Genomic DNA, 14,013 nt, shown 5'->3' on the forward strand with positions numbered 1-14,013 from the left:
TCATGACCCTCCGGCTCGCATACGACGAATTCACGCTTGAGCACGGTGGCAAAACCGTGACCTTGCGCCCGTCATTGCGGGCCGTTTCCTACCTTGAAGCCAGGTATGGCTTCGAAACCCTCTTTCGGCACGTCGATGAGTTCAACCTCACGACCATCCGCGAAATCATCCTTGCCGCTTCCCAAGCGCGGCGGGATGCAGCGGCTTTCCTGTTGTGCATTTCAGGAGAGCCGCTTTCCCTCATCCACAGCGTTGTTGCGGCACCCGTCGCCGATCTCTGCCGTGCCTTCATTCCGGCAGCGGAACCGAACGCCAAGCGCACAACCTGCACGCCTGTGCCGTGGCCGGAATTCTACCGTGAGCTTTACCGCACCGCGACCGGCGCGCTCGGCTGGACGCCCGCCGAAGCATGGGCTGCAACCCCTACCGAAATCAATGAAGCCTTCATTGGTTACATTTCCATGTTGAATCTCAGCCGTGGCAGCGGCGAAGCCCAAAGCGACGAAGACAAGCCAGTGAAACTAACCGACCCCGATCTCGACCGCAGCACACTTGAAGCCCTTAGAGGAAGTATCAAGAGGGCTGGCCGATGAGCAACCCGCCCCGCATCTGTAGTTGTGGCGAGAAGGTGCCGCATGGCGAGCTTTGTATTTGCCAGCGCACCAGCGCCCGCAAGCGTAACGCCCGCCATGACGCCCGCCGACCTTCAGCCCGCGAGCGCGGCTATAACCATGAGTGGCGTAAAGCCCGCACCGAATACCTCACCATGCACCCGTATTGCGCCATGCCCGGTTGCGGCAAGCCTGCCTCTGTCGTGGATCACATTCTTGCGCACCGTGGCGACCGCAACCTCTTTTGGAGCCGCACCAACTGGCAACCGCTATGCGCCCCTTGCCACAACTCAATCAAGCAACGGCAGGAACGCAACCAATGACACCGAAGACAATGCTTAAGCATGACGGTATCGAACAGCCCATTATCGAATGGGCGCTCGATTACGGTCTTACGCCATCCATCATCATCGCCCGCCTCAAGCGTGGCATGAGCCAAGCCGACGCGATCACAACGCCAATGCTCGTGGCACACATCGGACAACGCTTGCCGATCTACAGCCGAACGCAGGAAGATAGGACCATCAAAGGGCAAGAGCGCGCCAAAGGCAGTGTGACCCGTAGATACAGAACTGTCCTCACCTACGACGACAAGACACTTTCGATCGCCGATTGGGCAAAGGCGACCGGCATCAAAATTGGCGCCATCAATGCACGGCTCCGGGCTGGATGGAACGCAACCCGCACCCTTTCCGAGCCAAGCCGACAGCGTAAGGCCATCAACGATAACCGGGGGGGTGGTCTCCAATTTGCCAGCGTCCAAAGGGACCGGCGGGGGGAGGACCGTGCAAACGACCCCGAATATAACTTTTTCTGGAAAGGCCGAAAACTCATGAGCAGCGTCACGCTCTCGCTCGCAAAATTACACATGAACATCTTCGATGCGACCGACGATGAGCTCATTTCCTTCTACATCGAAGCTGCCGAAACGTGGCTTGGCAATTTCATCGGGCAACCGCTTGCGGAACTCGATCCCGTTCCGGCAGACCTGAAGCGCGCCGTGCTGTTGCTCACCGCCTATTATTATGAGCAGCGGGAAGCCATCGCAGCGGGCATTTCCATGCAGTTTGCGCCACTTGGCGTGACCAATATCGCCAATTCCTACCGGAAGGACTGGTTCGGCGATGGCGAATAAGAACGATAACGGCCTTGCATCGACCCTTGCAGCCTTCGACCGGGTTCGAATGGCCCCGCGTGCGGCTATCCGTCCGGCGCTTGCGAAGGCAGGCCACGACCTCGCCGACACCATGCAGCTATTTGCACAGTCGTCACGCGATACCGGCGCGCTCATGAACAGCATCGAAGTCACCGCACCCGGCGAAAGCACGCCGTCCTTTTCGCAGCCGGGCGGCGCGCGTGTTGCGGGTGAGGCCGAAGTGATTGTTACCGCTGGCAATGAGGCCGTTCGATATCCGCACCTTGTCGAATACGGCACCGCCGACACTGAAGCACAGCCGTTCTTCTGGCCTGCCTTTCGGCTTCGACGCCAGCAGCTTTTGAACCAAATCGCCCGCGCAGGCCGCAAGGCGGTGCGCGATGAATGGAATAATAAGACATGATTGAACCGACACTTGCCCTTCAAGTCGCTATCGGCAACGCGCTCGCCGTGAACCCGGCAGTGACCGCACTTGTCGAACCTATCAACATTCGCGGCGGCTCTATGCGCCCCGACGACCTGCCTTGCATCATCGCGAGCGGTGGGCAGACGATCTTTCTCGGCAATGCGTCCAGCTCGCAGTATGTGGCCCGCGTGTTCGTAGACTTGCATATTTGGGCCGTCGAAGATGGCGCAGACACCGCAAAGGCTATCGGCTTCGCAATTATGAACGCCCTGAAGGATGCCCCGGCCGTGTCCGGCTTCTCGATTGACGAATTCAGCCTGCCATCTGTCCGTTGGATGCGTGACCCCGATCCGGCGACCTCATACACGCACGGCGTCATGACCGTCGAAACCGTCGTTCGGTGGTCCGTCTAATGCGCGCTGGGAAACTTGATCGCACCATCACCATTGAACGGCAGACCCAGACCTTGAACGAAAACCGGATGCCGGTTTCCGTTTGGACAGCCGTTGCCACGGTCCGGGCCGAAGTCGTGCAGCAGTCGTCGAATGAATTCCTGTGCGGCTTCGGCGAGGCAGAGAACAGCACCGTGATTTTTCGTGTCCGATTTGTGCCAGGCATCACGACCGCCGACCGCGTTTCCTACAACGGCGCGGCCTATGATTTGAAGGAAACTAAAGAAATTGGCAGGCGTCGCGGCCTTGAGCTTAGGGCGGTCGCCACTTCATGACGCACCTACGCGGCGTAAAGCCGCCCGTTTCCCGCGACAGCAATGCACTGACGAAGGCACCGGCACCGCCGAAGCACCTTTCGCCGTATGCGCGTGCGGAATGGAAGCTGATCATGCCCGGCCTTATCGAGCGAGGGATTGCAACCAAGTCCGATCTAAGCGGCATCGCGGAACTTTGCACCACGCGCGGCCTTGCTCGCACCTATGGCGAGGCCTTGAGCATCGACCCCTTGGATAAGGTCACGTTCGGCATGTTCAACCGGGCGACACAGACCAGTCGCCAGCTTGCCGCCGAATATGGCCTCTCGCCGGTATCGCGCGCCCGCGTCGGCAGCGCAGCGCCAATTGATGACGAACCTAACGCGATGGATATGGAATGAAGGCCAGCACCTATCCGGCGTGGGTTTTCGATAACAGCCCGATTGATGACCCGTTCGGCTACGGCGACAGAGCCGTGCGTTTCCTTCGCGCCCTAAAACACCCGGCTAGCACTGCTCAGAAAAAGGCTTTTCAGCTCACGAACTGGCAGGAACGCATTATCCGCCGCATATACGGCCCTCGCAACCCGGACGGCAGCATGATCGTGAAGACGGTCCTGCTTTTCCTGCCGCGCGGGAACCGTAAGACGACGCTCGCCGCAGCGCTGGCACTTTTGCACACCATCGGCCCTGAAGCCCCCAGGGCGTCGAAGGGACAGGTGATTTTCGCCGCGAAGGATAGTGATCAGGCGCAAATCGGTTTTGAAGAAGCCAGTGAGATTATCAAGGCCGATCCGCGTATCGAAGCCCGCACGCGAATTTATGGTGCGAAAACCGGCAAAAAATTGATCGAATGCCAAGAGAAGAATACGACGCTTCGCGTGCTTTCGTCGGACGGCGGCAAGGCTCACGGTTTATCGCCGACTTTCATCCTTATGGACGAATTGCATGAGTGGCAGGGCCGAAAGCTTTGGTCAGCCCTGAAGTCGTCGCGTGTGAAAAAGCGACCGTTGACCGTCATTTGCACGACAGCCGGCGCGGGGCAGGAAAACTTGCTCTTTGATGAATATCACGAAGCTTGCAAGGTCGCGCGCGGCGAGAAGTTGAAGCCGTCCTATCTGCCGATCCTGTTTATGGCCGACCCCGGCGATGACTGGGAAGATGAGGCGACATGGCACAAAGCGAACCCCGGTCTAAGAGACGGCTTTGTTTCCATCGAAGAATTCCGCGACCTCGCTGCCGATGCGCGCGACAGGCCGCAGGAACTGTTCGAGTTCAAACAATACAACCTCAATGTTTGGCAGGCGCATTCGACCGCGCCGCTCTTTAACATGAAGACCTATGACGCCAGCTTTAATCCGCATTTCGACCTTGCCGATCTTGAGGAGTTGCCCTGCTATCTCGGCGTTGACCTGTCCGTCAACGGCGACCTCACGGCGATTGTCGGCGCGTGGCGTCACCCTGACGGCAAGGTTTCCGTGCACCCTTGGTTTTTTGTTCCCGGCGAGGATTTGCGCACGCGCGCCATTCGCGACAGCGTTCCATATGAAAAGTGGCGCGATGATAAAAAGATAACCGCTATCGACGGCCCGATCATCGAGCCCGATGAAGTAGAAGCCCAGATCAAGGAAATTTGTGCGCGGTTCGATGTGCGCGAGATCGCGTTCGATCCGCATCTTGCCAAGCATATGATGCAGCACCTTCATGACGAAGGAATGCCCGCCGTAGAGTTTCGCCAGACCCCTCTCAATATGGGTGTCGCCTACGGCACCCTTGAGCGTGTCGTGAACGGGCGCAAGCTGACGCACGGCGGTCATCCAATCCTTCGCCATCATTTCGATAGCGTCGTTGCCGTGCGCACAGACGATGGGCGCGTCAAAGCTATCAAGGGAAAGAAGACCGACCGCAAGGACGGAGCTGACGCCGCGGCTATGGCTGTATCGCGCGCCGCGGCGAACGACAACCAGCCCTCAATGCATGAACTGGACCCCGATGAATACGCAGCCCGCATGGATCGCCTGTGGGAAGAGGCGGAAATCGCAGCATAGGAATTAGAGAATGGATACCAACGAACAGCGCCTTATCGTCAGCCTTGAAGCCCGCATGACGAAGTATGAAAAGGACATGACCCGCGCGCGCATGTCGACAAACGACAATTTTAAGAAGATGGAAGGCCGCGCCCGGCAGTCGGCCCAGAACATGGAAAAGACGCTTGGCAGTGCCTCGACTTCCATCGCCGGGAAGCTTGAAGGTATGTTTGCACCGCTGTTGCGCGGTGGTGCTGTCACCGCTGCCGTGGGCGGCACCGTCATGGCGGTAAAGGAAATGGCGTCCTCGATTGCCGAAGTGGACCGTGAGGCCCGCAAGGCTGGCGTAACGTCGAAGGTTTGGCAGCAATGGACCCAGGTCGCAGTCGGCACCGGCATGTCGATCGATGGCGTGACCGACGCCCTGAAGGAATTGAACATTCGCGGCGATGAGTTCGCCAAGACCGGCAAGGGCAGTGCGCAGGAAGCTTTCACCCGGCTCGGCTATTCCGCAACCGACGTTGCGCAGAAGTTGAAAGACCCTAGCCGCTTCATTGATGAAATCATCGGCAAGCTTCAGAAGCTCGACAGTGCAGCACAGACCCGCATCCTCGACGAGGTTTTTGGGGGAACCGGAGCGGAGCAGATGGCTAAGGTTCTCGGCATGTCCGTCACCGAGATCCAGAAAATGCGCAGCGAGGCAGCGCTGTTCACGACCGAACAGATCGAGGCCGCGAAAAAGATCGACGCCGAATTCTCGACCATGTGGCGAAACTTCACGGTCTACGCCAAGCAGGCCGCTATCGAAGGCGTTGGCGTTGCCGGGAAGATCATCGGCGCGCTTCGCGGCGACTTCCTGCCGGGATACGATGAGGCAAAGGGCAACGTCGCCCGCCTGTCATCTTCGGAAGCGCAGCTTAAGCGCCTTCAAGCGCAACGCCAGAGCATTGTTGACCAGATTTCCAATGTGAAGGCCGAACCGTTCAACGTCCTGCAGGAAAGCGAACTGCGCACCCTCGAGGCCACGCTGAAGGCTTTGGACGAACAAATCCATGAGGCGACAGGCGGCAGCGACGAATTCAAGCAGTCGCTTAAGGAACTGTCCGACATGACGACCCGCCTCGACAGCGGTTTCGAGAAGAACGTCGCCAGCACCGCAAACTTCAAGAGCGCCCTTGTCGAGCTGAAGAACCTTGTGCCGGAACTGAAGGCCGAACTGGACACGCTTGCCACGACTGGCCGCTACCAGATTACCGGCGCGACCCTTGAAGGGCTGATGAAGGAACTCGGCTTGTCCGGTGATCGCCTCTATGATGAGAACACCCAGGACGAACTTGGCCGCGCCCTTGCTCTGCGTCGTGGTAACAATCCGGATGAGCTTCGGAAAGAGTGGACCGGCCTTCGCAACGTCGATGACGCAACTATCCGCAACACCTACGCAAACACGCCGATGGCAGCGCAGCCGCTCGCACCGACGACGGGCCAGCAGCAGGCCATTGACCTCGCCAAACAGCAGGACGAAGCCCGCAAGAGCTTGAACCGCACCGTGCAGGAAGGCTTGGACCTTGCTCGCTTCGAGCAGTCGATTTCCGGCATGTCGGCAAATCAGCAGCGTGTCGAGCTTCAGCTTTATCAGGCGCAGGCAGAAGCCAAGCGCAACGGCATCACCCTATCCGACACCGAAATCGCCAAGATGCGCGAAAAGATTACGATGACGGAAGGCATCAAAGGAAAAACCCAAGAGGCGGCAGATAGCGCAGAAGGCTTGAGGAACGCGCAAGAGTATTTCGCGGAAAGCTTCACGTCTTCCCTGTCCGGCCTTCTCACCGGCACGCAAACCCTTCAGGGCGCGCTTCGCGGGCTGCTAAACAGCCTTGTCGATGCAACGTTGCAGGCGGCGCTTCTCGGCAAAGGGCCGCTTTCGGGCCTTTTCGGCGGCATGGGCGGCGGTATCTTCGGTAAATTGTTTGGCCTTGGTGGGGGAGCGTTCCCGCCTGCGCCAGTCGGACTTTATGACAGGGGTGGTTATACCGGCGACGGCGGCAAGCTTGAACCGGCTGGCGTCGTGCATCGTGGCGAATACGTCATGAGCAAGGCCGCGACGGCTCGGATTGGCGTCGGCAACCTTGAGGCGATGCACCGTGGAGCCCTTCGCGGCTCTTTTGATACCGGCGGTTACGCTGGCAATGCGCCCGCCATCCGTCGCCCTGACCTGAAGGCCGCCGAACGGTAACGCGCCTTCAGTGCAGACGATTTCTATCAGCGCGCCCGTCACAGTAAATGGTTCGTCGGGTTCGCCTGAGCAAAATCAGGATCTTGCTAAGCAGGTTTCCCGAGAAATGGAGGCAACCATGCGCGGCGTTATCGCGGACGAGCTCCGTGTGCAGATGCGACCGGGCAACATGCTCAGCGCAGGAAGGGGCCGCTAATGGCCCTTCCCACGTTCGCCCCGACTATTCAGCCATCACCCGGCATAGGTCGCAAAACGAAATACAGCATCCTTGAAGCTGAATTTGCCGAGGGTTTACACCCTGTATCTCACCGGCCATGAGTGCTTTGATATCGATGTGATGTTGAAGGGTGTGGTCAACAGCATCATCAACGCCGATCCTGAACCGATCGAAGAGCTCGACTTTCTCATGGAAGAGCTTCGCGGGCTTCTTCACAATCTCAAGCATGTCAGAAAGGGCTTCGTCGCCTACAAGGAATCGGTAACGGAGGCCGCATGATGACGGATCAACCTAAGCGAAAGCGCACCGGCGAAGAGATCGTTGAACACCTTCGGGCGAAATATCGTGTTTCACCGGAAATTCAACGGCTTGTTGAACAGACCCGTCGCAAGCATGATGGGGAGCTAAAGGCGTTTCGGGCTGTTGCGCGTGGTATCATCAGCGATGCGCAACAGCGGTTGGCGACAGCCCGCAAACTGGATCCAAGCGCTTTCGCCCAGGTTCCAGACGAGGTGCTGGACAAGCTTTATACCGCAACCCAGACAGCCAAGACCCTTGAAGAAATCCCCGGCACGAAGATCAATTTTAGCTTTTCGAGCGAGGTGACGGTCAACGGCCTTCGCGTGCCTGACGAGGAATAGCACTCGCACTGACTCGCCCACCGAAACGATAAAGCCCGCCGATCATCTCGGCGGGCTTTGCGTTGTGACCGCACGAGCTGGCAAGCGTGCGGGTTCCATTCCTTAGCTAAGCAGTAAAGCGGCAGGTGGAGCGTCGTGCTCCATGGCTCCATTCAAATACCGTAACACACGTCTTGGTTCAAGTGGTGGAAAAGTGGGCAGAAGACCGGCAACTGTCTCGCAATTGAGGACGCGCCAACGGAGCATATTAGGAGACAATAAAAAAGGGACCTGTGAAATATTTAGCGCACGTGTTAATGGTAATCCAAGTCGGAGTTACCTTTTTGAGATTTCTGCCAGTCCTGTTTCATAGCGGAGAATTGTCATGAAGAAATTTCTTATAACATTTGGAATTTGCGCAGCTATAACTACTCCCGCAATGGGACAGAGTGTTGTTAAGCAATTATTGGGAAGTAAAGCTGATGAAGCTGTCAAGAATCCGGGAAAAATAATAGAGCTCGCAATACCGCCTGAAATGATAATCTTGAAAAACCTTGCAGAAGGTAAAACTGCAGATGAAGCGCTGGATGCTGCAGTGAACAACAAGCGTGAAGCTTTGAATACAGTAATTGAGGCTACACAAACTGTGAACGCCAACACCGTAGAAATCGTCCGTCAGACTTTAGGTGACGACGCAGCAAGTGTCTATCAAACTGCAAAGCTTGGAGAAACTCTAGCACTCGCTAGCACTTATGTTGTAACGAACAAGGTTGCAGACGTAGTAACTGGTGAAAAAACAATCGAACAGGCACTTCGCGAAGTGGTGAACATGCCCCTAGAAGTAGCTCTACAGCAGGCATACGACTATTACGATAGTCATTCAGAGCCCATTCCCGACGATATAAAGAAGCTGCTGGTTATTGAGTTTGACCCGAAAATTGTGAGCGGTGCTCGGTTCGCAACGAGTTCTCTCGAGCCAAATATCGCGGCCATCACAAACTCACTGCAAACGACGATTGGCAGCGCTGTGAACGGCAATCATGCGGTTACTGTTGGAAATATAATTGTCTTCCAGCAACAGCCTCCCGTCGAGGCAATCCGTTTCTGGGCGCACGAATTTGCGCACGTCGAGCAATATAATGAGTGGAAGATAGCGGGCTTTGCCTCTCGGTATTTAACGGATTATAAAAAAATAGAGTCCGATGCGGATGCTAGAGCGGAAAAGCTAATGACGAGTCTGAAATTTATAGAGGAAATGGCAAAAAAGCAGACGGATTTGGCGGCAGCCGCTGAGACGCAGCCTTAGAAATTACCCGATTTAAAAAGATCTATCTTCCGGGAATCACTTTTGATCTGGGTTCGATGTTCATAGAACCTATTTTAGTCACCTAGAATCGCACACATCAGGAAATTGAATTTCCTGTAAGTGACTGATTATATTCATGCATCGAGAGATGGCTGGGGAACCTGGATTCGAACCAGGACTAACGGAGTCAGAGTCCGTGGGTCTACCGTTAACCTATTCCCCAAAACTGCGTAGGCGATGTTTGTGCCCAGCCGGTGAGGCGGGCTTATAAACAAAAGATCGGGGGATGCAATAGATTTTGGCAAAAAATCCACAGCGTCCGGCAAAAACTCTTGAAGCGGCCATGAAACATGGCGTCGGGCCAGTACTGCACAGTGTGTAAAAAGAATTTGGTGAATTGGGACGGCGCTGATAAAGTTGGCCCAACGAAAATCAAGAGAGCGCCTCGAGCGGCTATCGTTCCGCGCGGCGCAATGGACAGACACGTGAGAGACCCCGACAACGGCGAACAGCCGTCCGTTTCCGGGGCGTCGGCAGCAGACCGCAACGACGGGCAGTCAGTACCTCGTTCCGGTAAAGGCAAGCGCAGGCGGGGAAAACCGTCCCGCGCAGCCTCTGCGAATGCCAGTTCCTCCGTTGGTAACGGAGAAACACGGCGTCCCGAAGTGACAGATGCCACCGGAGAACCGGTGCGCAAGCGTAAACGCAGGCGGCGTTCCAAATCCGGCCAAACACAGCCGTCCGTTGCCTCTGGCGCGGTCGTGGAAGCCGTTGGTTCTAAACCTGCCGCCGTACCGGGCGCCGATAATTCCAGCCGCAAACGGAGCAAGAAGAGCCGACAGCGCCGCAGCTTGCAGGGCCGCCCATTGGCGGTCAGCGAAAAGCCGCGTCCGTCCGGCGATACCATACGGCCGCAGGCGCAGCCGTCGGTGGCCGCCAGCACGCGGGGCGAGGAACGGCCACAGTCCGGCGTTAATGGTTCCGGGCAAAATGGTCACGAGCGGCGCGGCAATAACCACTCGTTTTCGCATGGCTCCGATTCGGGCTCGCCGCTCTATGCGGCGCTCGATCTCGGCACCAACAATTGCCGCCTGCTGATTGCGCAGCCGACCCGCCCGGGCCAGTTCCGTGTCGTCGACGCATTTTCGCGCATCGTGCGGTTGGGGGAGGGGCTCGGTGCGTCCGGCCGCCTGTCGCAGGATGCAATGGACCGCTCGATCGAGGCTTTGAAAGTCTGCGCTGCCAAGCTGAAGACGCGCGACATCCGCAAGACCCGGCTGATTGCGACCGAGGCCGCCCGTGCAGCCGAAAACGGCGAGGCTTTTCTTGAACGCGTTCTGGCAGAAACCGGCCTGGAACTGGAGATCATCAATCGCGAGACCGAGGCACGGCTTGCCGTCTCCGGCTGCTCGTCGCTGGTTGGACGCGAGACCAAATCGGTTGTGCTGTTCGATATCGGCGGAGGCTCCTCGGAAATCGCCGTCATCAAGATCGGCGAGAACCGGTCGAGCCGGCTTGCCAATCATATCACCCATTGGACATCGCTGCCGGTCGGCGTGGTGACGCTGTCGGAGCGCCATGGCGGCCAGGACGTCTCGCCCGCAGGTTTCGAGGCGATGGTGGTCGAGGTTCAGGGCATGCTGGCCAATTTCGATTGCCCGGCGATCCACACGCTGGAAAATCCCGGCGATGAGAATGGTTTTCACCTGATCGGCACCTCCGGCACGGTAACGACGCTGGCTGGCGTCCATCTTGACCTGCCACGCTACGATCGCCGCAAGGTCGATGGGCTCTGGCTGTCGGATGACGAGGTCTCGGCGATGCAGGCGCGGCTGTTGTCCTGGGATTTCACCGCGCGCGCCGCCAATCCCTGCATCGGCCCTGACCGCGCCGATCTGGTTCTGGCCGGATGCGCCATTCTTGAAGCCATTCGCCGCCGCTGGCCATCGGAGCGCATGCGCGTTGCCGATCGCGGCCTGCGCGAAGGGCTTTTGACGGACATGATGGCCGATGACGGTGTCTGGCGGCGCGGACGCGCCCGCCGGTATCCGCGCGGCATGCAGTACGGTTCCCACGAAGGAAACACCCAATGACAAAACCCCCGATCGGCGGAAACCGCACCGGGCGCAAGCTTGGCCAGAAGGTCAAGAAGGGCAAACTGAAAGCGTCGTCGCGGCGCTGGATCGAGCGGCATATCAACGATCCCTATGTGCAGCGCGCGCAGCTCGAAGGCTATCGCGCCCGCGCGGCGTTCAAGCTCCTGGAGATCGACGAAAAACACAAGATCCTCTCGGGCGCCAAGCGCATCATCGATCTCGGCGCTGCCCCCGGCAGCTGGTCGCAAATCGCCGCCAAGGTGACGAATTCTACTGATAGCGATCCGAAGGTCGTGGCGATCGATTTTCTCGAGCTCGATCCGCTGGCCGGCGTGCATATCCTGCAGCTGGACTTTCTTGATCCAACAGCGCCGGAAAAGCTGATGGCGGCGCTCGGCGGTACGCCGGATCTGGTGCTGTCCGATATGGCGGCACCGACGACCGGCCATCGCCAGACCGACCATATCCGCACCATGCATCTTTGCGAAGTGGCGGCCTACTTCGCCATCGACGTTCTCGGCGAGGGTGGACATTTTCTCGCCAAGACCTTCCAAGGCGGTGCGGAACGCGAGCTTTTGACGCTGCTGAAGCAGAACTTCAAGCAGGTCATCCATGTGAAACCGGCTGCATCGCGGGCCGAATCGGTCGAGATGTTCCTGCTCGCCAAGGGTTTTAAGGGCCGCAAGCCCGGTGCCCGTTCGCTGTATGACAGCGAGACAGAGATCGATGAGCGCGAAGTGGTGGATGAGCGGGACGCAATCGAGGCCGATTGAGCATGCTTCTCTACGTGACCATCGGCACCAATGATTTGGGCCGGGCGCAGCTGTTTTACGATGCAGCGCTCGGGCCGCTTGGTTTGAAGCGCCGCAAGCAGGATGATGTCGAAATCGGCTATGGAGCTGAAAGTGATACGCGCTGCCGGCTCTGGGTCGTCACCCCCTATGACCGCAATGCCGCGACGATCGGCAATGGCTCCATGGTCGCGCTCGAAGCCGAAAGCCGTGCCATGGTTGATGCTTTTTATGAGGCGGCGCTGGCCCATGGCGGGTTAGACGAGGGCGCACCTGGCCTCAGGCCGTTTCACGCGCATTTCTATGCGGCCTATGTCCGCGATCCCGACGGCAACAAGCTGTCGGCGGTTTGCGAGAAGCCGGAATAGGCTAATCCCATCTTATTTGACGCTGATCGTTTCTGCTTCTGGATCCGTCCGCATCCGGTGGCCGGACACCGATGCGCCTGCCGTTTTCGACATGCGGATCAGCGGTATGATCGCCGTCAGGGTGATCGCTGATATCAGCATGAAGGCGAGCTGGAAGTCGGCCAGTTCCAGTTTCGATCCCGTCAGTGTCGTTTCGATTTCGAGAATGCCGCCGGCCACGGCAACGCCGAGCGCCAGGCTCATCTGCTGCAGCACCGCAGTCATCGATGTGGCTTTGCTCGCTTGCGAATCCGGGATGTCGGCGAAAGCCAGTGCATTGACGCTGGTGAAGAAGAACGAGCGGGCAAAACCGGCGAGCAGCAGGACGAACATCATGACCGCGTAAGGCGTTGCGGGTGTGAAAAGGCCGTTGACGAACGTCAGGATCGTGCCGGTGATGCAGGCAAGGATCAGCGTCGTGCGGAACCCGGCAAAGATCAGCACGCGTTTGGCGAAAAACTTCGTGGTGAGCGCCCCGACGGCGCCGACGAAGGTGATCATGCCGGACTGGAATGGCGTCAGGCCAAATCCGACCTGCAGCATCAGCGGCATCAGGAAGGGCACGGCGCCGATCGAGATGCGAAACAGCGTGCCGCCAATCGCCGCTGCCCGAAACGCGCTGTCCTTGAAGAGGTTGAGATCGAGCAGTGGAGCCGGGTGGCGCCGTGCGTGGCGGACATAGAGGAAGCCGCAGATGACGCCGATGATGACGGCTGCGGCGCCGATCTGCGGTGGTAGCGCTGGCAGGCTCATCACCGATAGCCCGAACATCGTGCCGGAAGCAGCGATGGCACTGAGGAAAAAGCCCTTGATGTCGATTGGTGGTGGCGCGTCGCTCTTGATCTCCGGCAGGTAGATGCCTGACAGGATATAGCCGATAATGCCGACCGGGACGTTGATCAGAAAGATCCAGTGCCAGGAAAAATAGGTGGTGATGAAGCCGCCGAGCGGCGGCCCGGCGAGCGGCCCGACGAGAGCAGGGATGGTCAGCAGCGCCATGGCGCCAACCAGCTCGCTGCGCTGCGTCGAGCGTACCAGCACAAGGCGTGCCACCGGCGTCATCATCGCGCCGCCCATGCCCTGCAGGAAACGTGAGACGACGAAGGCAAGCACGCTGTCTGCCACGGCGCAGAGGATCGAACCGAAGACGAAGACAAGGATGGCCGCGCGAAAGATGCGCTTGGCCCCGAACCGGTCGGCCATCCATCCGCTCAAGGGAATGAAGATCGCCAGCGAGACCATGTAGGAGGTCAGCGCCAGCTTCAGGGTAATCGGCCCGACGCCGAGATCATGAGCAATCGCCGGCAGCGATGTGGCAATGACGGTTGAATCCATCTGCTCCATGAACAGAGCGACGGCGAGGATCATCGGGACGATGCGGTTCATGCTGATGGCCTTACGCGGTATGGTAGAGCGTCGGGAACATAGGACTTCTGCG

The 14,013-nt window shown here is 58.4% G+C and carries 16 protein-coding genes and 1 tRNA gene; 15 read left to right on the top strand and 2 right to left on the bottom strand.

Annotated features, from left to right (window positions below; all coding sequences use genetic code 11):
* The first annotated feature begins 2 nt into the window (after nt 1-2).
* The 12 genes from R6X40_RS08115 (at nt 3) to R6X40_RS08170 (ending at nt 9,281) form a co-directional block, all read left to right on the top strand.
* Nucleotides 3-593 carry a hypothetical protein gene (locus R6X40_RS08115; RefSeq protein WP_318412509.1) on the top strand — a complete coding sequence of 197 codons (591 nt, stop codon included), beginning with the start codon at nt 3-5 and terminating at the stop codon, nt 591-593.
* Nucleotides 590-934 carry an HNH endonuclease signature motif containing protein gene (locus tag R6X40_RS08120; RefSeq protein ID WP_318412511.1) on the top strand — a complete coding sequence of 115 codons (345 nt, stop codon included), beginning with the start codon at nt 590-592 and terminating at the stop codon, nt 932-934. Before R6X40_RS08115 ends, R6X40_RS08120 begins: the two co-directional genes overlap by 4 nt.
* The gene (locus tag R6X40_RS08125; protein WP_318412512.1) at nt 931-1,746 is read left to right on the top strand and encodes a head-tail connector protein; all 816 of its coding nucleotides are present in this window, start codon (nt 931-933) and stop codon (nt 1,744-1,746) included. Before R6X40_RS08120 ends, R6X40_RS08125 begins: the two co-directional genes overlap by 4 nt.
* Entirely contained in the window at nt 1,736-2,170 is a 435-nt protein-coding gene (locus R6X40_RS08130; RefSeq protein WP_318412514.1) for an HK97-gp10 family putative phage morphogenesis protein, read from the top strand. The genes R6X40_RS08125 and R6X40_RS08130 overlap by 11 nt, the downstream gene beginning before the upstream one ends.
* Nucleotides 2,167-2,586, top strand: a complete 420-nt coding sequence (locus tag R6X40_RS08135) for a DUF3168 domain-containing protein (protein ID WP_318412515.1) — start codon at nt 2,167-2,169, stop codon at nt 2,584-2,586. The genes R6X40_RS08130 and R6X40_RS08135 overlap by 4 nt, the downstream gene beginning before the upstream one ends.
* Nucleotides 2,586-2,900 (top strand): phage head closure protein, encoded by a 315-nt coding sequence (locus R6X40_RS08140; RefSeq protein ID WP_318412517.1) that lies wholly within the window; start codon nt 2,586-2,588, stop codon nt 2,898-2,900. The genes R6X40_RS08135 and R6X40_RS08140 overlap by 1 nt, the downstream gene beginning before the upstream one ends.
* Nucleotides 2,897-3,280 (top strand): P27 family phage terminase small subunit, encoded by a 384-nt coding sequence (locus tag R6X40_RS08145; RefSeq protein ID WP_318412519.1) that lies wholly within the window; start codon nt 2,897-2,899, stop codon nt 3,278-3,280. The genes R6X40_RS08140 and R6X40_RS08145 overlap by 4 nt, the downstream gene beginning before the upstream one ends.
* The gene (locus R6X40_RS08150) at nt 3,277-4,926 is read left to right on the top strand and encodes a terminase large subunit (protein ID WP_318412521.1); all 1,650 of its coding nucleotides are present in this window, start codon (nt 3,277-3,279) and stop codon (nt 4,924-4,926) included. The genes R6X40_RS08145 and R6X40_RS08150 overlap by 4 nt, the downstream gene beginning before the upstream one ends.
* Nucleotides 4,927-4,936: 10 nt before the next feature.
* Complete coding sequence (locus tag R6X40_RS08155) at nt 4,937-7,138, top strand: phage tail tape measure protein (RefSeq protein WP_318412523.1); 2,202 nt, start codon at nt 4,937-4,939, stop codon at nt 7,136-7,138.
* Between the two features lie 268 nt (nt 7,139-7,406).
* Entirely contained in the window at nt 7,407-7,634 is a 228-nt protein-coding gene (locus R6X40_RS08160; protein ID WP_318412525.1) for a hypothetical protein, read from the top strand.
* Complete coding sequence (locus R6X40_RS08165; protein ID WP_318412526.1) at nt 7,631-7,996, top strand: hypothetical protein; 366 nt, start codon at nt 7,631-7,633, stop codon at nt 7,994-7,996. The genes R6X40_RS08160 and R6X40_RS08165 overlap by 4 nt, the downstream gene beginning before the upstream one ends.
* A gap of 364 nt (nt 7,997-8,360) precedes the next feature.
* A complete protein-coding gene (locus tag R6X40_RS08170) occupies nt 8,361-9,281 on the top strand; it encodes a DUF4157 domain-containing protein (RefSeq protein WP_318412527.1) in 921 nt (306 codons plus the stop codon).
* 149 nt (nt 9,282-9,430) lie between these two features.
* On the opposite strand, the gene R6X40_RS08175 is transcribed toward R6X40_RS08170, so the two are convergent.
* Nucleotides 9,431-9,504: transfer RNA gene (locus R6X40_RS08175), tRNA-Gln, on the bottom strand.
* A gap of 262 nt (nt 9,505-9,766) precedes the next feature.
* On the opposite strand from R6X40_RS08175, the gene R6X40_RS08180 reads away from it, so the two are divergent.
* From R6X40_RS08180 to R6X40_RS08190, 3 genes are read left to right on the top strand one after another with little or no spacing between them, the layout of a single operon-like run.
* Nucleotides 9,767-11,374 (top strand): Ppx/GppA phosphatase family protein, encoded by a 1,608-nt coding sequence (locus R6X40_RS08180; RefSeq protein WP_318412528.1) that lies wholly within the window; start codon nt 9,767-9,769, stop codon nt 11,372-11,374.
* Nucleotides 11,371-12,150, top strand: coding sequence for an RlmE family RNA methyltransferase (locus R6X40_RS08185; protein WP_318412530.1), 780 nt, complete (start codon nt 11,371-11,373; stop codon nt 12,148-12,150). The genes R6X40_RS08180 and R6X40_RS08185 overlap by 4 nt, the downstream gene beginning before the upstream one ends.
* Before the next feature lie 2 nt (nt 12,151-12,152).
* Complete coding sequence (locus R6X40_RS08190; protein ID WP_318412531.1) at nt 12,153-12,536, top strand: VOC family protein; 384 nt, start codon at nt 12,153-12,155, stop codon at nt 12,534-12,536.
* A gap of 12 nt (nt 12,537-12,548) precedes the next feature.
* Here R6X40_RS08190 and R6X40_RS08195 read toward each other — a convergent pair whose 3' ends face one another.
* Nucleotides 12,549-13,961 (bottom strand): DHA2 family efflux MFS transporter permease subunit, encoded by a 1,413-nt coding sequence (locus R6X40_RS08195; RefSeq protein WP_318412533.1) that lies wholly within the window; start codon nt 13,959-13,961, stop codon nt 12,549-12,551.
* Nucleotides 13,962-14,013: the final 52 nt, after the last annotated feature.

The organism is Rhizobium sp. PL01 (assembly GCF_033447125.1).
Taxonomy (GTDB): Bacteria; Pseudomonadota; Alphaproteobacteria; order Rhizobiales; family Rhizobiaceae; genus Pararhizobium.